Origin of the sequence: Pseudomonas sp. AK181 (genome assembly GCF_051122975.1) — a bacterium.
Classification (GTDB): domain Bacteria; phylum Pseudomonadota; class Gammaproteobacteria; order Pseudomonadales; family Pseudomonadaceae; genus Aquipseudomonas; species Aquipseudomonas lactis.
The window spans coordinates 1,571,385-1,588,959 of record NZ_CP146348.1 but is presented as its reverse complement, the minus strand read 5'-3'; the positions used below and the strand labels follow the sequence as shown (position 1 = coordinate 1,588,959).

The 17,575-nt window shown below is 59.8% G+C and carries 22 protein-coding genes and 1 tRNA gene; 14 read left to right on the top strand and 9 right to left on the bottom strand.

Annotation, left to right across the window (positions count from 1 at the left end):
* The first annotated feature begins 123 nt into the window (after positions 1-123).
* Positions 124-1,236 carry an enoyl-CoA hydratase/isomerase family protein gene (locus V8689_RS07405; protein ID WP_056790504.1) on the top strand — a complete coding sequence of 371 codons (1,113 nt, stop codon included), beginning with the start codon at positions 124-126 and terminating at the stop codon, positions 1,234-1,236.
* Here V8689_RS07405 and V8689_RS07400 read toward each other — a convergent pair.
* A complete protein-coding gene (locus V8689_RS07400) occupies positions 1,222-1,674 on the bottom strand; it encodes a DUF3757 domain-containing protein (protein WP_056790502.1) in 453 nt (150 codons plus the stop codon). The genes V8689_RS07405 and V8689_RS07400 overlap by 15 nt on opposite strands.
* Before the next feature lie 157 nt (positions 1,675-1,831).
* Positions 1,832-2,191, bottom strand: a complete 360-nt coding sequence (locus tag V8689_RS07395; RefSeq protein WP_056790498.1) for a hypothetical protein — start codon at positions 2,189-2,191, stop codon at positions 1,832-1,834.
* Positions 2,192-2,434: 243 nt separating this feature from the next.
* Between V8689_RS07395 and V8689_RS07390 the strand changes: the two genes are divergently transcribed.
* The 7 genes from V8689_RS07390 (at position 2,435) to V8689_RS07360 (ending at position 6,406) form a co-directional block, all read left to right on the top strand.
* The gene (locus V8689_RS07390) at positions 2,435-2,647 is read left to right on the top strand and encodes a cysteine-rich CWC family protein (protein ID WP_056790495.1); all 213 of its coding nucleotides are present in this window, start codon (positions 2,435-2,437) and stop codon (positions 2,645-2,647) included.
* Positions 2,637-3,329 (top strand): pseudouridine synthase, encoded by a 693-nt coding sequence (locus V8689_RS07385; RefSeq protein ID WP_056790491.1) that lies wholly within the window; start codon positions 2,637-2,639, stop codon positions 3,327-3,329. The genes V8689_RS07390 and V8689_RS07385 overlap by 11 nt, the downstream gene beginning before the upstream one ends.
* Before the next feature lie 305 nt (positions 3,330-3,634).
* Entirely contained in the window at positions 3,635-4,519 is an 885-nt protein-coding gene (locus V8689_RS07380; protein ID WP_056790488.1) for an alpha/beta fold hydrolase, read from the top strand.
* 113 nt (positions 4,520-4,632) lie between these two features.
* A tRNA-Gly gene (locus V8689_RS07375) sits at positions 4,633-4,706 on the top strand.
* A 279-nt stretch (positions 4,707-4,985) separates the two neighbouring features.
* Positions 4,986-5,396 carry a type II toxin-antitoxin system HicB family antitoxin gene (locus tag V8689_RS07370; protein WP_056790485.1) on the top strand — a complete coding sequence of 137 codons (411 nt, stop codon included), beginning with the start codon at positions 4,986-4,988 and terminating at the stop codon, positions 5,394-5,396.
* A gap of 84 nt (positions 5,397-5,480) precedes the next feature.
* On the top strand, positions 5,481-5,819 hold the full coding sequence (locus V8689_RS07365; RefSeq protein WP_056790482.1) for a hypothetical protein: 339 nt from the start codon (positions 5,481-5,483) through the stop codon (positions 5,817-5,819).
* A gap of 86 nt (positions 5,820-5,905) precedes the next feature.
* On the top strand, positions 5,906-6,406 hold the full coding sequence (locus V8689_RS07360) for a methylated-DNA--[protein]-cysteine S-methyltransferase (RefSeq protein ID WP_056790480.1): 501 nt from the start codon (positions 5,906-5,908) through the stop codon (positions 6,404-6,406).
* 86 nt (positions 6,407-6,492) lie between these two features.
* Here V8689_RS07360 and V8689_RS07355 read toward each other — a convergent pair whose 3' ends face one another.
* The 4 genes from V8689_RS07355 to V8689_RS07340 all read right to left on the bottom strand — a co-directional run bounded on the left by V8689_RS07355 (position 6,493) and on the right by V8689_RS07340 (position 9,178).
* Positions 6,493-7,020: a DUF4142 domain-containing protein gene (locus V8689_RS07355; protein WP_003189402.1), complete on the bottom strand. Its 528-nt coding sequence runs from the start codon at positions 7,018-7,020 to the stop codon at positions 6,493-6,495.
* A gap of 119 nt (positions 7,021-7,139) precedes the next feature.
* On the bottom strand, positions 7,140-7,781 hold the full coding sequence (locus tag V8689_RS07350; protein ID WP_056790478.1) for a LysE family translocator: 642 nt from the start codon (positions 7,779-7,781) through the stop codon (positions 7,140-7,142).
* A gap of 47 nt (positions 7,782-7,828) precedes the next feature.
* The gene (gene fos, locus V8689_RS07345) at positions 7,829-8,245 is read right to left on the bottom strand and encodes a fosfomycin resistance glutathione transferase (RefSeq protein WP_056790474.1); all 417 of its coding nucleotides are present in this window, start codon (positions 8,243-8,245) and stop codon (positions 7,829-7,831) included.
* A 15-nt stretch (positions 8,246-8,260) separates the two neighbouring features.
* Entirely contained in the window at positions 8,261-9,178 is a 918-nt protein-coding gene (locus tag V8689_RS07340; protein WP_397388232.1) for a LysR family transcriptional regulator, read from the bottom strand.
* A gap of 77 nt (positions 9,179-9,255) precedes the next feature.
* Here V8689_RS07340 and V8689_RS07335 point away from each other — a divergent pair, with 77 nt between their 5' ends.
* Positions 9,256-9,732: a DMT family transporter gene (locus V8689_RS07335; RefSeq protein ID WP_056790469.1), complete on the top strand. Its 477-nt coding sequence runs from the start codon at positions 9,256-9,258 to the stop codon at positions 9,730-9,732.
* Here V8689_RS07335 and V8689_RS07330 read toward each other — a convergent pair.
* The gene (locus tag V8689_RS07330) at positions 9,704-10,378 is read right to left on the bottom strand and encodes an NAD(P)H-binding protein (RefSeq protein WP_056790466.1); all 675 of its coding nucleotides are present in this window, start codon (positions 10,376-10,378) and stop codon (positions 9,704-9,706) included. The two genes, V8689_RS07335 and V8689_RS07330, sit on opposite strands and share 29 nt — an antisense overlap.
* Positions 10,379-10,995: 617 nt before the next feature.
* On the bottom strand, positions 10,996-12,144 hold the full coding sequence (yiaY, locus tag V8689_RS07325) for an L-threonine dehydrogenase (protein WP_056790463.1): 1,149 nt from the start codon (positions 12,142-12,144) through the stop codon (positions 10,996-10,998).
* 123 nt (positions 12,145-12,267) lie between these two features.
* On the opposite strand from yiaY, the gene V8689_RS07320 reads away from it, so the two are divergent.
* On the top strand, positions 12,268-13,284 hold the full coding sequence (locus V8689_RS07320; RefSeq protein WP_056790461.1) for a DUF4917 family protein: 1,017 nt from the start codon (positions 12,268-12,270) through the stop codon (positions 13,282-13,284).
* A 122-nt stretch (positions 13,285-13,406) separates the two neighbouring features.
* On the opposite strand, the gene V8689_RS07315 is transcribed toward V8689_RS07320, so the two are convergent.
* Positions 13,407-13,934 carry a helix-turn-helix domain-containing protein gene (locus V8689_RS07315; RefSeq protein ID WP_032893083.1) on the bottom strand — a complete coding sequence of 176 codons (528 nt, stop codon included), beginning with the start codon at positions 13,932-13,934 and terminating at the stop codon, positions 13,407-13,409.
* 160 nt (positions 13,935-14,094) lie between these two features.
* Between V8689_RS07315 and V8689_RS07310 the strand changes: the two genes are divergently transcribed.
* The 4 genes from V8689_RS07310 to V8689_RS07295 all read left to right on the top strand — a co-directional run bounded on the left by V8689_RS07310 (position 14,095) and on the right by V8689_RS07295 (position 17,477).
* Entirely contained in the window at positions 14,095-14,877 is a 783-nt protein-coding gene (locus V8689_RS07310) for an aldolase (RefSeq protein ID WP_056790457.1), read from the top strand.
* Positions 14,878-14,906: 29 nt separating this feature from the next.
* Complete coding sequence (locus tag V8689_RS07305) at positions 14,907-15,779, top strand: dihydrodipicolinate synthase family protein (protein ID WP_056790454.1); 873 nt, start codon at positions 14,907-14,909, stop codon at positions 15,777-15,779.
* Positions 15,780-15,972: 193 nt separating this feature from the next.
* Entirely contained in the window at positions 15,973-16,512 is a 540-nt protein-coding gene (locus V8689_RS07300) for an RNA polymerase sigma factor (RefSeq protein WP_056790450.1), read from the top strand.
* Positions 16,509-17,477, top strand: a complete 969-nt coding sequence (locus tag V8689_RS07295) for a FecR family protein (protein ID WP_056790449.1) — start codon at positions 16,509-16,511, stop codon at positions 17,475-17,477. Before V8689_RS07300 ends, V8689_RS07295 begins: the two co-directional genes overlap by 4 nt.
* Positions 17,478-17,575 lie beyond the last annotated feature (98 nt).

Sequence of the window (17,575 nt, the reverse complement as noted above, 5' to 3'; positions counted from 1 at the left end):
TGTAAAAAAGAATGAGGCGAACCCTAGGAAAGCCGACCCCGCTTGTCAATTGATCTGACACAGCACCGGCACTTTCCCTCGAAGGGATCATACTCATCCTTCACCTTCTCGATTGAGGTCACGATGAACCTGCATTTCGAAGAACTGACCGGCAGTGGCGGCGCTCGCATCGGCATCGCCAGCCTGGATGCGCCAAAGTCCCTTAACGCCCTCTCCCTGCCGATGATCCTGGCCCTGGATGAGCGCATGGAGGCTTGGGCCAAGGACCCGCAGATCGTCTGCGTGCTGCTGCGCGGCAACGGCCCCAAAGCCTTTTGCGCCGGTGGCGAAGTACGCAGCCTGGCCCAGGCGTGCCGTGAACAGCCCGGTGAGGTTCCAGCCCTGGCTGCTCAGTTTTTCGCCGCTGAATATCGTCTTGACTACCGCCTGCATACCTACCCAAAGCCGTTGATCTGCTGGGGCCACGGTTATGTATTGGGCGGTGGCATGGGGCTGTTGCAAAGCGCCGCCGTGCGTATCGTTACGCCGAGCAGTCGTTTGGCCATGCCCGAGATCAGCATTGGCTTGTACCCGGATGTGGGTGCCAGTTGGTTCCTGTCGCGCTTGCCGGGCAAGCTCGGCTTGTTTTTGGGTCTCACCGGCGCCCATATCAACGGTCGCGACGCGCTGGACCTGGGCCTGGCCGATCGCTTCCTGCGCGATGACCAGCAAGACGAATTGCTCGATGGCCTGCTGCAGCTGAACTGGCAGGAACAGAGCGCGATGCAGCTCAACAGTCTGCTCAAGGCGCTGGCCCAGGAGGCGGTCAGCCAGCAACCCGAAGCACAATGGCTACCGCGCCGCGCACAGATCGACGAATGGCTGGATGTAGGAGATGTGCGCTGTGCCTGGCGCGCCTTGAGCCTGCTGCGCGACCACAGCGACCCGCTATTGAACCGCGCCGGCAAAACCCTCAGTGAGGGCTGCCCGCTGACGGCGCATCTGGTGTGGGAACAGCTCCAGCGTGCCCGTCACCTCTCATTGGCCCAGGTGTTCGAGATGGAATACACCCTGAGCCTCAATTGCTGCCGTCATCCGGAGTTCGCCGAAGGGGTTCGGGCGCGCCTGATCGACAAAGACCAGACGCCTCATTGGCATTGGCCAGATATCAACACACTGCCGGAAGCGGTGGTGCAGGCGCACTTTGACAAGGCCTGGGAGGGTAGGAATCCTCTGGCGGATTTATCTGACTACTGACAGGTCTGTACGCTTGTCGTTGACCTTGAAAGCGCAATTGTCCGGCTGGCTGTCCACGCAGGTATACACCGGCAATTCGAAGGCATCGAGCTGCGGCTTCCAATACAAGGTGCTGGTCAACGACATGTTGATAACCTCATTGCCCTTGCGTGGCCTCAACGCTACCACCCCGTTCCAACTGGTGCGGTAGATGCACTTGTCCATGTAGCCGTTTCCTCTCTCCTCGCCCTCGCCCGGCATGAACACTGCGCCAATGAATCCGTCGATTACACCACGAGACGCAACCCTCGGGCTTTGCCAGCGCAGGCCATGGTCCTTGGCGCGATAATGGCCGTCGGCGTACGCGATCTGCGTCGTATAAGGACAGCCCTGCTCCGCTCTTGCCGGCGCAATGACGTAGCTCATCAGCAGTAGCACGCAAATCAATTGTTTGAACATAGGGATTCCATCTGCTCAGTCTCACCACGCAAAAGCACTCGGCTCTGCGCTAGTGAAATACAGCTAGCACCTCAAAGATAGCTGTTAAATCTGACAGTACGGACGTACGGTACCCATAAAAAACGGCGCATGATGCGCCGCTTGTTTTTCAAGATATTTAACGGTGACCGCCGCGGCCACCTCCGTGGTCGGAACCACGGCCACGCCCGCCATTGCCCCAGCGGTCGCCCCACCCCTGGTTTTGGGAGGGCCGGTAGCCGGCGCGGGGGTAATAACGCGGGGCTGGTTGGTAGTAGCGCGGCGCCGAGTAATAACGAGGCTGTGGCGCATAGTAGCGGGGCGCTGGCGCGTAATAGCTGCGCCCGGACGGGTAATAACGCGGGCCGCCGTAGTAGTAGGCTGGCGCCGGTGCGGTGTAGACCTCGGAGCGATAGTAGGTAGCGCCTCCATCGTAGTAGGGCACGCAGGCTGAAAGGGTCAGGCCGAGCAAAGCGATGAGCAGCAGTCGTCGATACATGGCGGCCTCCTGGACCGCGGAAGAGCTCCTCCAGCGACGCTGGCGAGCGGCATTCAGCCTTCACTGAATGACGAAACATCTGACATCAAAAACAGAATCTGGTGCGTTCGCGACACAAGTTGAAACATCTGTTTCAGACGAAGTGAAGCCCCGCTAGACAGCCATGGAGATGGAATGTCGCTCAGCCGCGCTGTATCGTGCAATAACTAACGCGCCCTACCCGATTCCCTTCTGAACCGACCCATGACCACACCGACCCTCTGCCCCGCCTGCGGTGCCCGCAACGACTGCTCCCTGGCCGACCCGCGCACGGCCGATCAGGCCTGCTGGTGCTACAGCGTCACCATCGACCCAGCGGTGCTTGAAACCCTGCCGGATGAACTGCGCAATAAAGCCTGCCTGTGCCCGCGCTGCGCCCAAGTGGACGAACAGTTGCGTAGCCGCGATGCGCGTTGATCGCTTCCTCAGCAACCTGCCACAGTTCAATCGCAAGCAAGTACGCCTGCTGCTGGTGGAGCGCCGGGTAACCGTCGAGGGTGTTGCGGTCAGCGATCCGCACCATGACGTACGGGAATTCAGCCAGGTCTGCGTGGACGGTGAAATCCTGCAAGCGGGCAAGCCGGCGCGTTATTTCATGCTGCACAAACCTCAGGGTTGCGTCAGCGCCACATCAGACCCGCAACACCCCACGGTCCTGGACCTGCTGGACGAACCGGACAAAGCCGACCTGCATATCGCCGGGCGCCTGGATTTCAACACCACCGGCCTGATGCTGATCACCAACGACGGCCAATGGTCGCGGCGCCTCACGCAACCGCAAACCAAGTTGCCCAAGGTGTACCACGTGCAAACCGAACAGGACATCGGCCCGCAGTACGCGCAGACGTTCGCGGCAGGCGTGTATTTCGCTTTTGAAGATCTCACTACCCAACCTGCCGAACTTGAACTGCTGGGCCCTAGAACGGCCCGGTTGAGCATCATCGAGGGCCGCTATCACCAGGTGAAGCGCATGTTCGGGCATTTTGATAACAAGGTGACCGGCCTGCACCGCGAGCGAATGGGGCCTTTGGCGCTGGATGCGTCGCTTGCGCCGGGCCAGTATCGGGCACTGACTGACGACGAGATCCGACAAGTCTGACGACCGTTCAGCCGGTGATGGCAAAAAACCAGCCGCTTGCCTTGCGACCTGCCTTCGGTGCTGCTTGAATCAAGGCGTCAGCCAGATGATGACTGACGAGTCGCCTTATAACCTCCAAGAAACACCTTGCCTCGCCCGCGCTTGATCTTCGGGCCCTCCCGGCAAACCGCCCGCCATAACAACACCCGCCGGCCAGCCGTCATCGGACCGATATGGGCGCTCATTTTCCAGGCGTATGCCTACCTGTCATAAAGCTCGTGCAGAGTGATTTGCGCGCACTACCCGCTTGCCAGGAGTCTTACGACATGAGGCCAGAAATCGCTGTGCTGGATATACAGGGTCAGTATCGGGTGTACACGGAGTTCTATCGCGCGGACGCAGCGGCCAAGACCATCGTCTTGGTCAACGGCTCCATGGCGACCACAGCGTCCTTCGCTCAAACCGTGAAAAGCCTGTACCCGCAATTCAATGTGGTGTTGTACGACCAGCCCTACGCTGGCCGCTCCAAAATCCACAACCGTCATGAGCACATGCTGACCAAGGAAGTCGAAGGCCAGATCCTCCTGGAACTGCTCGACCACTTCGCCGCTGAACACGTGTTGTCCTTCTCCTGGGGCGGCGCCGCCACATTGGTCGCCCTTGCGCACCGGCCGCGGCGCGTGGAAAAAGCGGTGATCAGCTCATTCTCGCCAGTGATCAATGCGCCAATGCGTGACTACCTGGAACGGGGCGTCGACTACCTGGGTAACCTCGACCGCGACCGTGTCGGTCATCTGGTCAACAGCACTATCGGCAAGCACCTGCCGTCGCTGTTCAAACGCTTCAACTACCGCCATGTCAGCAGCCTGGCCGCGCACGAATATGGGCAGATGCATTTTCACATCAGCCATGTGCTCAACAGCGACCGACAGTGCTATCTCAAGGCCGCCAGACAGATCGATATTCCGGTGCTGTTCTTGAACGGCGAATGGGACGAATACACCAGTGCAGACGACGCCAAGCTGTTTGGCCAGCATGTGGCCAAGAGCAGCTTCAGCACCATCCAGGCGACGGGACACTTCCTGGACATGGAACACAAAGCTGCGTGTCGCGATAGCCGTGAGGCCGTGGTGGGCTTCTTGAAGGGGCAGCGGCCCGCCAGCCCGTTGCGGTATAACCAGGGCCAGGCGCAGCATGCATGGGCGCTTTGAAATCAAGCCTGACACTGTGGCGAGCAAGCTTGCTCGCCACACGCAACTCTCACATTTTTCAAAGAAAAACTTCAAATCCAGCTGAACATCTGGTACAAAGTCAGCCGCTCTGAGCGGGTATAGTTTAGTGGCAAAACGAAAGCTTCCCAAGCTTTAGTTGAGGGTTCGATTCCCTCTACCCGCTCCACTCAGATTTGCACTTGCGTCAGGAGGGTTCTGGCGCAGGATGCACAAAAAACCGGTCCTTGGTGGCCGGTTTTTTTATGCCTTGAATTCGGTCTTCAGCGTTCCTAGCCTGATGGCGTGAAGTACCTTGCAATACCTCCAAGCGGCATCATTCCCGCGAGCCCATACACTTCAACACCTATCGAAATCTCGAACATCACCCGTTGGTAGGTAGAGTGTTGATAATTTTATAGCTGTGGGTATAGTCACCACCAAAACCCACCAGAAGGAGGGCAAGAACATGCTTTATCCCATCGCAATTTCAACGGGCGACGAAAACCACGCTTGGGGCGTGGAAGTCCCGGATATTCCTGGCTGTTATTCGGCCGGCGAGGACCTGGATGACGCCATGGCCATGGCCCGCGAAGCCATCGAAGGGCACTTCGAGATCCTGGCAGAAGATGGCGCGCCGATCCCCACCGCGCAGAAAGTCACCGTACACGCTGCCAACCCTCAGTACGCCGGTTGCACCTGGGCTGTGGTGGACATCGACGTGACCAAATACCTGGGCAAGGCCCAAAAGCTCAACATCACCCTGCCCGGCTATCTGTTGAATCGCATCGATGAATATGTGCTGAATCATCCGCAGGAAAAGAGCCGTTCGGGGTTTCTGGCGTCGGCGGCACTCAAGGTATTACAGCAGGAGCGGTAGTTGCACCTAAGTAAAGTCTTACTGCGGTGAGGGCTAAACGTCGCGATGATACAAGCTCGTCGCCCCAGAGACCGGAAGCAGGCAATGCTGAGAACCAAGCAACCCACACCCAAAATCATCCTGCGCCAAGTAGCCGGCTGGGTGCTGGTTTTACCACTGCTGATCTCGTTTGTGCGCCTGCCCTTCCCCTTCCCTTTTAGATTATTGCTGGAGTTAGGGGTGATTGTCGCGTCAGGGTATGGCGTAAGGTTTGCGTGGCGTCACGCAACCCCACGTGTGGCTATGTTCGCTTTGATTTTGACCCTGCTCAACGTCATTTCTATGGTCATGTTAAGTACGGCGTCAGTCCTGAAGGCCCTTTGCATCATCGCCTGGCTCTACGTGTCCCCCTATTACTCAAGCTGGGTTTACTGGAACTTCTAGTTTGACCGCAAGAAACGTAGTTTCCAGACACTCTGATGGAACTACAGTGACGTCGTCCCCCTTCACGCCCTTCAAGGAGCCTGCCGATGACTTACCACTACAAGCTCATGCCTTCCCCTGTCGGTGAACTCACCCTGGTGGCGCGCGATGGCAAACTCAGCGCCATCCTCTGGGAAGTCGAACGCGCCAATCGCGTACGCCTGGGTGAATTGATCGAGTCCCACGACAGCCCGGTGCTTTTAGAAACCGAACGCCAACTGCAGGAATACTTTGCCGGAACGCGTAACCAGTTCGAGCTGGAACTGGACTTTACCGGCACCGACTTCCAGAAGCAGGTCTGGCAGGCACTGCTGACCATCCCCTTCGGCGAAACCCGCAGCTACAGCCAGATCGCCGAGCAGATCGGCAACCCCAAAGCCGTGCGCGCTGTCGGCGCGGCGAATGGGCGTAACCCCATTTCAATTATTGCGCCCTGCCACCGGGTGATTGGGGCTTCTGGCGGCTTGACCGGCTTCGCGGGCGGGCTGGCGGCCAAGCAGTATTTACTGGCGCTGGAAGGCACCGGCCAAGGTGAACTGGCGTTATAGGCCGCGTCCAGAACGGGCCTGAACTCGGCATAAAAAATGGCGGCTGGATCCTCTCCAACCGCCGTTTTTCATATCAGGCAGCGGCCTCAGCCGTCGCCTTGATGGCCCTTGCCATAGGTCGAGGCCAGGGCGCGGGCCTTTTGCAGGCGCTCTTCAAGCTTGGGCAGCGTCTCATCCACCAGTGCCTTTATCTCCGGCACATCCGACGCGGCGCCCTCTTTCTGGAACAAGGCGATGGCGTCTTCGTTCTCCTTGACCTGCTGCGCAGTATAGGCAGCGTCAAAGGAATCGCCGTCCTTGAGTTCGGGCATCAGGGTTTCGGCTTTATCGACGATCTTCTCTCGCGGGGCCACTGGCAAATCCAGCTTCTTGGCGATCGCGGCCAAGTGCTGGTTGGCCAGCGTGCGCTCGTTGATGACCTCGATGGTGTAGTCCTTGATTTCCTGGGACGAGGTCTTGGCGTGGGCCATGCGACTGGTTTCGATATCGGCCATGCCTTTGGCCGAAGCCTGCTCGATGAATTCTGCGGGCGACTGGGCGAAAGCATTGCTGGCGCCGAGGCCCAGCAGCATCGCGAAACTGGCGGTGCGTAACCGGATAGCCATGCGGCTCATGATGGGTTCCTCCAGGGCAAAAATAGGTGCGGGGGCATACACCCCGCCCTGAATTCGAATTTTCAGGGCGGCAAAGGTTTAGAAAAAACTTCCCCGTGCGACGAACGGTCGTCGGCGCCTCAGGCAGCCTTGCTGCCGAACAGACCCGGCAATGCGTGCGCCAAGGCGTTGAGGGCGAAGCCGATAAACATCACGCCGCAGAGCTTGGTGATCAGGATTTCATGGCGTTGATACAGCGTGCGCACCCGTTGGGCACCCACCACGCCAATCAGGATCGCGTAGGCCAGCAAGCCACCGATAAAGCTCAGCAGAATCAAGGTCGGCAGCATCGACCAGGTCAACAGCTCGGCCCGGCTGGACAGCAACGCAGTGAAGGTCGCCACGGCCACCGGATAGGCCTTGGGGTTGGTCAAGCCAAACAGAATGCCGTGCCAGAACGGGTGCCGCGCGGCGCCCTGAGGGGCATCGCTGCTGCGGCGTTGGGTACGGATCGCACGCCAGCCCAGCCAGAACAGATACGCCCCGCTGATTACGCCAAGCACATCAAAGGCACTGCTGCCGACTTCCCGCGCACCGACGATGGCAATAAGCGCCGTGCTGCACCACACCACATCCCCGAGCAAATGCCCGCACAAAAAACCCGCCCCTGCACGCCGGCCACGGGCCGCACCAATGCCGAATACGGCCAGGACGCCAGGGCCTGGGGTAATGCCGTAAATAAAACCCGAAGCCAGCACCGCGAACAGCAAGGATGGGGTCATAAATAGACGCTCCGACAGACGCTTAAAGATGATCGATTCTGCATGTTTCAGCGCGGTGGGTAAAACTTCATTCCGGCATAGGGCTTGGCACGGCAGGCTTGCAGGCGCGAGGCCAGATCGCCGACATGAGCCTCCAGCTTATGGCCATCGGGATCGAGAAAATAAAACGATGCGCCTTCGCTGCGGTTGTCTCGCCACTCCTGTACGCCGGCGGCGCGCAGGCGTTCGACCAAGGCGGTGAAATCAGCAGCATCGACAGTGAAGGCATAGTGGGTGTAATCCACGGCCGCAGCGGTCGAACGCAACGGGTCCAGCGACAGGCACAGCCAAAGCCCAGGCAGTGAGAGGTAGGCACCGTGGTCCCAAGTTGCGTCGAGCTGCAGGCAGAGCAGGTCGTGATAGAAACTGACGCTGCGCGGCACATCGGTGACGGCCAGGGTCAGGTGGTTGAAACCGCTGAGCATGTAGGTTTTCTCGCGTTATCGTTGGTCTGCGGACAATACACCCACCACCCGACCAATCAACCACTGCAAACCCGCATCCCCACCCCGCCGCGTATGCCAGGCCAACTCAAAGGCAAACGAAGGAATATGAAACGGCGGTGGCACGGCCAGCAATTGCCGAGCGTCGATATTGAGTAAACCCCGAGACGACACCGTCAGAATCAAATCTGTGCCCTGAATCAACTGCGGCGCCACACCCCAATGCGGCAGGCTGATCGCCACATGCCGACGTTCACGAATGGCCGTCAATGCCCGTTCGATTTCCGGCGTGCCGCTGCCACGCATCTCCAGCAGTACATGGGGGCGCGACAGGTAGGCCGGCAGGTCCAGCATTCCGTTGGGCGCAAGGCTGTCGCGGTCGACCAGGCAGGTGTAATGCTCTTCGAACAGCGGCGTAGTGCGCAGTTCGGCGGGCATGTCGGGGAATACGCCCGCAGCCAGGTCGAGGTCGCCATTGAGCACACCGTCGACCATGCCTTCGCGGCTGGCCTGGATGATCTGCAAGTCGATACCGGGCGCTTCCTGGCGTAGGACGCGAACCAGGCCGGGCAGGAAAATCGCTGCGCTGTAGTCAGACATCGCCACGCGAAAGCGGCGCTTGGCAGAAGTGGGATCAAAACGATTCGGCGCCAGCAATGCCTGCACCTGAGCCAGGGCTTCGGCCAAGGGTGCCGCCAACTCCAGGGCGCGCGCGGTTGGCACCAGTGTGCCGCCCTGACGCATCAGCAGCGGATCGCCCAGCATATCGCGCAGCCGCGCCAAGGCATGGCTGACTGCCGGCTGGCTCAAGTGCAGGCGCTCGGCGGCGCGGGTGACGTGCTGCTCGCTGAGCAAGGCGTCGAGAATCACCAACAGGTTAAGGTCGATGCGGCGCAGATCATTCATCAACTGCATGCCCAGCATAAGAATTTTGAATTTAAATTTGCGCGACGAATAACCTAGAGTCCAGCAAAACTTCTGGGAGCGTCGAGATGACGGTGTTGCATTGGGTAGGTTTGTTGGCGCTGGCGGTGTTCGCCGGTGCAGTGGTACCGTTTCAAAGTGCGATCAACGCCAACCTCGGGCGCGGGCTCGGCCATCCTTTGTGGGCCACCTTGGCGTCGTTGCTGGTAAGCATCATCGTGCTGCTGCCGGTGATTGTGGCGCTGCGTTTGCCTCTGCCGAGCCTGGCCTTTATCAACAAGGCACCGTTGTGGATGTGGGCCGGTGGTGCCTTTGGCGTGTGTTTCATTTCATTGGCGTTGATGCTGCTGCCCAAGCTCGGCGCATCAGGCTTCATTGCGCTGGCCATGGCCGGGCAGATCCTCGCCTCGTTGCTACTGGACCATTTCGGCCTGTTCGGCCTGGTGGAACGTCAGCTGACAACCTCGCGGGTACTGGGCGCGTTACTGCTGATCGGTGGCGTGGCGTTGATTCAGTTCAGCGGCGCTCAGCCGCCAGGCGATTGATCTGCGCCTGCTCCACCACGGGCTGCGGCGCGCCTTGGCTGGCCGCCTGCAACATCGCACGGCCGACGGTCTCGGTGCTCACCACCCAGTCCGGTTTCAACTTCCGTGCAAACGAGAGCAAAGGCCCGAGCACGCTATAGAAAGATTGATACAACGGCGTCTTCGAACGCACACCGTGCAACGGCTGGATGATCCCCGGACGGAACAGATACACCGCCTTGAACGGCAGGCGCAGCAAGGCATTTTCGGTCTTGCCCTTGACCCGCGCCCACATCGACTTGCCGGCTTCGGAACTGTCCGTGCCGGCGCCGGACACATAGATAAACGTCATCTGCGGATTGAGCCGCGCCAGGGTACTGGCCGCCACCAGGGTCAGGTCATAGGTGAGGTGGGTATAGCGCGCTTCTTTCATGCCCGCCGACGAAACACCCAGACAGAAGAAGCACGCATCAAAACCTTGCAGCAGGTTTTCCAGGGGTTGGAAATCCAGCATGTCGCTGTGCAACACCTGATGCAGCTTGCCGTGCTCCTGGGTCAAGGGCGTGCGGCCCACGGCCACCACTTCCTGCACATCGGCCGCCAGCAGGCACTCGCGCAGCACACCCTGGCCCACCATGCCGGTGGCGCCGAATAACAGAACTCTCATGAAAGGACCTCAGCGGCACGCCGCACGCTTGATGCTTGAATGCATTGGGGGTGTAGCTTAACGCGTGCCGCTGAAGGCTGCGCCTATCAAAACTACACAACTTTCTAAGTTGTCGCAGCCGACGGTAACCACGATGCGAAGCGAGCCGCCCTTGATCTTGATCTGCTCTTGATCTGCTTTTGATCTCAGGCGCCCCGTCAAACCACGCTGGCCGGAATTCGACAGGGATTTGGGGGGTAAACCGGCAGGGATGCCGGTTTAGCCGCCCCGCGCCATGGATGGCGCGTGGCGGCGGCCCCCCAAATCACTGGCGGATTACGGGCACACCGAGCCTAAGCGAGGTGCCGAGTGGTGGGGCAAGAGCCCTTTGGTTACTTTGGGGCTCTTTTCCAAAGTGACCCGCCGTCAGGGCGGAACCCTAAGTGGCCGTTACCGCAAGAATGGATATGTACCCAATCCAACTGTGTTGACTGTCAGGCCGCCATCGCAGGCAAGCCAGCTCCCACAGTTGGATCGTTAGGGTGTCAGGTAGGTGTTGGCTGTCAGGCCGTCACGGGAGCAAGCTCCCTCGCCAAAAGCCCAGCGTCGTGCCAACTTTGTGTAGGTACCTATGCCTATCAAAAAGCGCTCCGAAAGATCTCCTCAATCTGACGCTGGTCCGCCCGCCGAGGGTTGGTCAGCCCGCAGGCATCTTTCAACGCATTGCTGGCCAGCAACGGAATGTCCTGCAACTTAGCGCCAAGCTCACGCAAACCAGCAGGGATTTCCACGTCCTGAGACAACCGACGAATCGCCGCAATCGCGGCCTGGGCGCCCTCTTCTACGGTGATGCCCTTGATATCCGCACCAAGAGCCCGGCCCACATCGCTCAAGCGTTTGGCGCAAACACTGGCGTTGAAACTTTGTACGTGGGGCAACAGCACCGCGTTGCATACGCCGTGGGGCAGGTCGTACAAGCCGCCCAATTGGTGGGCCATGGCATGCACAAAACCCAGGGACGCATTGTTGAAGGCCATGCCGGCGAGGAATTGCGCATAGGCCATGTTCTCCCGTGCAGCCTTGTCAGTGCCGTCGCGGACCGCCAGGCGCAGGTTGGCGCTGATCAACTCGATGGCCTTGATCGCGCAGGCGTCGGTGATCGGTGTTGCGGCGGTGGACACGTAGGCTTCGATGGCGTGGGTCAGCGCATCCATGCCCGTGGCGGCGGTGAGGCCCTTGGGCATGCCGACCATCAGGGCCGGGTCGTTGACCGACAGCAGCGGCGTGACGTTGCGATCGACAATGGCCATTTTTACGTGGCGGCTTTCGTCGGTGATGATGCAAAAACGTGTCATCTCGCTGGCCGTGCCAGCGGTGGTGTTGATGGCCACCAGCGGCAGTTGTGGCTTGCTCGATTGGTCGACGCCTTCATAGTCGCCGATACGCCCGCCGTTGGTGGCGCACAGGGCGATGCCCTTGGCGCAGTCATGGGGCGAACCGCCGCCCAGGGACACCACGAAATCGCAGGCGGTCTGCTGCAGCAACGCCAGGCCTTTTTCGACGTTTTCCACGCTGGGGTTGGGCTTGGCGCCGTCGTAGATCACCGAGTCGATATCCTGCATCGCCAGCTTCTCGGCAATCATGCCAGCCACACCGGCTTTGGCCAGGCCGACGTCGGTGACGATCAACGCTTTGCCGAAGCCATAGTTGCGAATGGCGGTCATCGCTTCGTCGAGGCAATCGATGCCCATGATGTTGACGGCGGGGATGAAAAACGTGCTGCTCATGATCGATCCTCAAAGGCTTTATGCCGACAGAATCAACCTGTACCGCGTGGCGCATCTTGATCAGGATCAATGCCGGCTCGTGATAAAGTCACCCCCCAGCCGATTTCGAGTAGACCCGCCGCAATGAAGGATTTCCAGGATATTGACGCCCACCTTGAAGACTGGAGTGCCCTGCGCGCTGCCGTCGACTTCAGCGGGATTCTGATCGGTAACGGCGCCAGCCGCACGATTTGGGAAGACTTCGCCTACGACTCGCTGTTCGAAAACGCCCGTACCGTCGAAGAAAAGCCCCTGAGCCCCTCCGAACTCAGCGTGTTCGACGCCTTGCAAACCCGCAGTTTCGAGCAAGCCCTGAGCGCCTTGAAAACCACCAGCCGGGTCAACAAGGCCTTGGCGGTCAGCTCGGCGGCGCCGCGTAACCGCTACTACGCGATCAAGGAAGCGCTGATCAACACCATCCATACCGTGCACATTCCCTGGCGCCTGGTGCAGCCGTCGACGCTGGCGACGATCCACGCAGAATTAGCCACCTACGCCACCGTCTTCACCAGTAACTACGACTTGCTCAACTACTGGGCGACCCTGCACGCACCGGGCATCGACGACCTGTTTAGCAGTGCCGACTCAAGCTTCGACCTGCGCAATACGCACACCGACGCCACCCGCATCCTGTACCTGCACGGCGGCCTGCACCTGGTGCGCAACCTTGACGGCACGGCGCGTAAATTGCCGTCCACCGACAGCACCCTGCTCAGCAGTTTCGCCATTAACAACACGATCAAAACCCTCGACGATGTGCCGCTGTTTGTCAGTGAAGGCAAGGTGCAGGAGAAACTCAAAAGTATCCGCAGTTCGGATTATCTGTCGTTCTGTTATGAACAGCTGTTGAACCATGATGGCGCGCTGTGCATCTTCGGCCATGACTTGGGGCCGCAGGATAAACACCTGGTGGATGCTATTGGCCAGGCCAGCATCAGCACCCTGGCGATCTCGGTGTCGGGGCGCAGTGATGGGTTTATTCGCCAGCAGAAGCGGCGGTATTCGGAGTTGTTCGAGGGTAGTGGCGTAACGCTGAAATTCTTTGCGGCGCGTACGCATCCGCTGGGCAATCCAGCGCTGTCAGTCCCTGTGGAACGCTGATCAACATGTGGGAGCTGGCTTGCCTGCGATAGCGGTGGGTCAGCAACAGATTGGGCACAGATAAACCGCTATCGCAGGCAAGCCAGCTCCCACATTGACTGCATTTCAAAGAATGAGAGTGGTCATTCCTCAGCGCTGTGCACCACCACCAGCAACTGCGCCTGCACCTCTCCCACCGAGCGAATCCGGTGGGGTTTCTGCGCGTTGAAATGCAGCGCATCGCCGCGCTCCAGCAGCACGCGCTCGTTCATGAAATCCACTTCCACCTGGCCTTCATGCACGAATAAAAACTCCTCCCCCAGGTGCTCCTTAAAGGTCTTGTCGGTGAACTCCGCCGGCGGGTAGATGATGAACGGCAACAGGCTGCGCTCGCTGACTTGATGAGCCAGCACCGCATAACCCGGCGAGGTGTCGGGCCGCTCATGGCTGCGCACCAGGCTGTAGCTGTCGAGGCTGACGTTGTCTTCGCTGAACAGCTCTTCGACCTTCACGTTCAACGCCTTGGCCAGTTTCAACGCCGCAGCGATGGACGGCGTATTGAGCCCGCGCTCGACTTTCGACAGGTAACTCTTGGTCATCCCGGATTTTTCGGCCAGGGCCTCCAGGGTCACGCCAAGTTTTTTTCTTAATATTTTCAAGCGGATAGACATTTGCTGCGGTTAATCCATGCAGAAAGCGATGAGACAGGCTTGCCAATGACACAAAGTGTCATATAGCATCTTTGGTGTCATTTGCATTCACCCAACGACCTTGCGAGCAGCGGGCGACCAGCAAATCCGACGTCCATTGAACCACCCAAAGGACACCGATATGGCCAAGACATTAGCACTCCCAAAAGACCAACTGGTCAAGCAAGCACTGAGCCAGATGCAAAACAGCCTGGCAGATAATACGTGGACCGACCGGCAAAAGCTGGCGCTGACCTGCCGAATCCTGTTCGAGTACGGCCACGACTCCGGCCTGGCCGGGCAGATCACCGCACGTGGGCCAGCGCCTGGCACCTACTACACCCAGCAACTGGGCCTGGGTTTTGACGAAATCACCGCCAGCAACCTGCTGCTGGTCAACGAAGACTTGGAGGTGCTGGAAGGCCACGGCATTCCCAACCCTGCCAACCGTTTTCACACTTGGGTGTACCGCGGTCGACCGGATGTAAACTGCATCATCCACACCCACCCCACGCATATCGCCGCGCTGTCGATGCTGGAAGTACCGCTGCAGGTGTCGCACATGGACCTTTGCCCGCTGTACGAAGACTGCGCTTTCCTGGAAGCCTGGCCCGGGGTGCCGGTGGGCAATGAAGAAGGGGAAATCATCACCACGGCCCTAGGCGACAAGCGCGCCATCCTGCTCTCGCACCACGGGCAGTTGTCCACCGGGGCCAGCATCGAAGAAGCCTGCGTGATTGCGCAACTGATCGAACGGGCTGCCAAGTTGCAGTTGCTGGCGATGTCTGCGGGCACGGTCAAACCGATCCTGCCGGAGCTGGGGCGCGAGGCCCATGACTGGATCTCCAAGCCCAAGCGCCACGGCGCCGCGTTCAACTACTACGCCCGGCAAAACCTGCGCAAGCACGCTGATTGCCTGAACTGATTGCCCCTTTTTCGACCGGAGTTTTCCCCATGTCCAACCCAACCATTCACGGCATCATCGGCTACACCATCACCCCCTTCAGCGCCGACGGCCAACGCGTTGACCTCGACGCCCTCGGGCACTCCATCGACCGTTTGATCAACAGCGGCGTCCACGCCATCGCGCCCTTGGGCAGCACGGGCGAAGGCGCTTACCTGAGCGATGCCGAGTGGGATGAAGTCAGCGCCTACAGCATCAAGAAGGTCGCCAAGCGCGTGCCGACCATTGTCAGCGTGTCCGACCTCACCACCGCCAAGGCCGTGCGCCGCGCCCGCTATGCCGAAGAGCACGGCGCCGATGTGGTCATGGTGCTGCCGGCCTCGTACTGGAAACTCAGTGAGGCGGAAATCCTCGCTCACTACGCCGCGATCGGCGACAGCATCGGCGTGCCGATCATGCTCTACAACAACCCGGCCACCAGCGGCACCGACATGTCGGTGGAGCTGATCCTGAGGATTCTCAAGCAGGTCGAGAACGTGACCATGGTCAAGGAGAGCACTGGCGACATCCAGCGCATGCACCAGTTGAAACTGCACAGTGACGTGCCGTTCTACAACGGCTGCAACCCGCTGGCACTGGAAGCCTTCGCGGCTGGCGCCAAAGGCTGGTGCACCGCCGCGCCGAACCTGATCCCGCAACTGAACCTGAGCCTGTATCAGGCCGTACTGGCCGATGACTTGAACAAGGCACGCGAGCTGTTCTACCGACAGTTGCCCTTGCTCCAATTCATCCTCAAAGGCGGGCTGCCGGCGACGATCAAGGCCGGGTTGCGCTTGACCGGCTTGGAAGTGGGTAATCCACGCCTACCGGTATTCCCTCTGGGCGAAGCAGGGATCGAGCAACTGAAAACACTTCTGAAGTAAACACTGTAGGAGCGAGCTTGCTCGCGAAGAACGCCAACGATAACGCAGCCCATCGGGTGTTCGTGTCGCCTGTTGGTTTTTCGCGAGCGAGCTCGCTCCCACCAGGAGATGGCACTTGCATAGAGACAAATAACAATAATTCTCGATATCATTCACGACTTTTCCAAGCCGTGCTTCGTCAAGAAGGATATCCATGTCTCGTCCCCAGCCCGACCCGTCGTCGGCCGATGCCTGTCGCGGGTTTTATGCAGACATTCTGTATTTCCTGCGTAAACGCACGGACAACGCCAGCGACGCGGCGGACATGGCCCAGGATGTGTTTACCCAATGGCTGGGCTACCGCGACCGGGCCAAGGTCGAGCAGCCACGGGCGTTTCTGTTCCAGATGGCGCGCAACCTGCTGCGCGATCACTGGCGCAAACAGAAGGTACGGCAAACCGTCCACCCTGATCACGCCGAAATGGATGCCGAGCCGGTCACCGACGAGCACAACGACCCCATGGCCGCCGCCCTGCGCCTGCAACGCCTGGAACAGTTGAAAGAAGTCCTCGCCGAACTCTCGCCCCGCCGCCGAGAAGCCCTTATGCTGCACCGCTTCGAAGGCTTGAGCCAGGCGCAGATCGCAACGCGCATGGGCATCTCCACCAGCATGGTGGAAAAGCACATCGCCTTTGCCTTGCTGCACTGCAAGCGACGCCTTCAACCCGACACCGGCACGGAGCAGCCAGAATGAACCGCCCGAGCGACACCGACGCGCTGGACAGCCAAGCGAGCGATTGCATCGACGCCCAAGCCGCCAGTTGGTTTGCGCGCAACCGCAACGAAGTCAGCCGCGCCGACCGTAAAGCCTTTGCCGCCTGGCAAGCGGTGCCCGCGCATGCGCGCGCGTACGCCGAATTCGAACAGCTATGGGCGGACCTCGCCCAATTGCAACAACTGAACAAACCGCTGGCACTGCCCCAGCGCAAACCCAACCTCTGGCGCCCTGCCCTGGCGGTGGCCGCCGCCTTGGTGTGCGCCGTGCTGGCGACCTCGCTCGGCGCACCGCGCGAGCTGTATCACAGCCAGGTGGCCACCCAGGCCAAGGGCATGCGCACGTTGAATCTGCCGGATGGCAGTACCTTGTATGTGAATGCCAACACCCATATCCGCGTGGACTTCAACGCCCATCAACGGGTGCTGCACCTGGACAACGGCCAGCTGTACATCGAAGTGGCCGCCGACAAGGAACGCCCCCTCTACGTGCAAGCCGGCGAGTCGAGCGTACGGGTGGTGGGCACTGCTTTCGATGTGCGCCGCGGGCAGCAGCAATTGGTGGTCAGCGTTGCCCATGGCCAGGTCGCTTTCGCGCCAAATGGCAAAAGCCCCGCCACCCTGCTCGGCGCCCAGCAGCGGGCCTCCTACAACTACGCCAAAGGCACCGTGCAACCGCAAAGCCTCAGCGCCGAAGAGGTCGCCGATTGGCGCAGCGGGCACTTGTCGTTTCGCAATCGCGAGCTGGCCAGCCTGATCGACGAACTGAGCCTGTACCGTCCACAGGCGCCGTTGCAGGTGAGCAAGGCCGTGGCGCAACTCAAGGTATCGGGCAATCTTGATGTGAATGACCCGGACGCCCTGCTCAACGCCTTGCCCGCGCTATTGCCGGTGAAAACCGTGCTCTCGGCTGACGGCACTATCAGAATCGAGCCGAGCAAATAGGCGGCAACACCATACATGAGAATATCTTGCATTCGCATGTGTGGTTTTCTTTGCCTGCCCCGTCTTCCTCCTGTCTGTGTTTGATACGCACACCTTTT

Excerpts from the sequence above, each read along its gene's own strand:
- V8689_RS07405 (WP_056790504.1), top strand. The coding sequence starts at position 124 with ATGAACCTGCATTTCGAAGAACTGACCGGCAGTGGCGGCGCTCGCATC.
- V8689_RS07400 (WP_056790502.1), bottom strand. The coding sequence starts at position 1,674 with ATGTTCAAACAATTGATTTGCGTGCTACTGCTGATGAGCTACGTCATT.
- V8689_RS07395 (WP_056790498.1), bottom strand. The coding sequence starts at position 2,191 with ATGTATCGACGACTGCTGCTCATCGCTTTGCTCGGCCTGACCCTTTCA.
- V8689_RS07390 (WP_056790495.1), top strand. The coding sequence starts at position 2,435 with ATGACCACACCGACCCTCTGCCCCGCCTGCGGTGCCCGCAACGACTGC.
- V8689_RS07385 (WP_056790491.1), top strand. The coding sequence starts at position 2,637 with ATGCGCGTTGATCGCTTCCTCAGCAACCTGCCACAGTTCAATCGCAAG.
- V8689_RS07380 (WP_056790488.1), top strand. The coding sequence starts at position 3,635 with ATGAGGCCAGAAATCGCTGTGCTGGATATACAGGGTCAGTATCGGGTG.
- V8689_RS07370 (WP_056790485.1), top strand. The coding sequence starts at position 4,986 with ATGCTTTATCCCATCGCAATTTCAACGGGCGACGAAAACCACGCTTGG.
- V8689_RS07365 (WP_056790482.1), top strand. The coding sequence starts at position 5,481 with ATGCTGAGAACCAAGCAACCCACACCCAAAATCATCCTGCGCCAAGTA.
- V8689_RS07360 (WP_056790480.1), top strand. The coding sequence starts at position 5,906 with ATGACTTACCACTACAAGCTCATGCCTTCCCCTGTCGGTGAACTCACC.
- V8689_RS07355 (WP_003189402.1), bottom strand. The coding sequence starts at position 7,020 with ATGAGCCGCATGGCTATCCGGTTACGCACCGCCAGTTTCGCGATGCTG.
- V8689_RS07350 (WP_056790478.1), bottom strand. The coding sequence starts at position 7,781 with ATGACCCCATCCTTGCTGTTCGCGGTGCTGGCTTCGGGTTTTATTTAC.
- fos (WP_056790474.1), bottom strand. The coding sequence starts at position 8,245 with ATGCTCAGCGGTTTCAACCACCTGACCCTGGCCGTCACCGATGTGCCG.
- V8689_RS07340 (WP_397388232.1), bottom strand. The coding sequence starts at position 9,178 with ATGCAGTTGATGAATGATCTGCGCCGCATCGACCTTAACCTGTTGGTG.
- V8689_RS07335 (WP_056790469.1), top strand. The coding sequence starts at position 9,256 with ATGACGGTGTTGCATTGGGTAGGTTTGTTGGCGCTGGCGGTGTTCGCC.
- V8689_RS07330 (WP_056790466.1), bottom strand. The coding sequence starts at position 10,378 with ATGAGAGTTCTGTTATTCGGCGCCACCGGCATGGTGGGCCAGGGTGTG.
- yiaY (WP_056790463.1), bottom strand. The coding sequence starts at position 12,144 with ATGAGCAGCACGTTTTTCATCCCCGCCGTCAACATCATGGGCATCGAT.
- V8689_RS07320 (WP_056790461.1), top strand. The coding sequence starts at position 12,268 with ATGAAGGATTTCCAGGATATTGACGCCCACCTTGAAGACTGGAGTGCC.
- V8689_RS07315 (WP_032893083.1), bottom strand. The coding sequence starts at position 13,934 with ATGTCTATCCGCTTGAAAATATTAAGAAAAAAACTTGGCGTGACCCTG.
- V8689_RS07310 (WP_056790457.1), top strand. The coding sequence starts at position 14,095 with ATGGCCAAGACATTAGCACTCCCAAAAGACCAACTGGTCAAGCAAGCA.
- V8689_RS07305 (WP_056790454.1), top strand. The coding sequence starts at position 14,907 with ATGTCCAACCCAACCATTCACGGCATCATCGGCTACACCATCACCCCC.
- V8689_RS07300 (WP_056790450.1), top strand. The coding sequence starts at position 15,973 with ATGTCTCGTCCCCAGCCCGACCCGTCGTCGGCCGATGCCTGTCGCGGG.
- V8689_RS07295 (WP_056790449.1), top strand. The coding sequence starts at position 16,509 with ATGAACCGCCCGAGCGACACCGACGCGCTGGACAGCCAAGCGAGCGAT.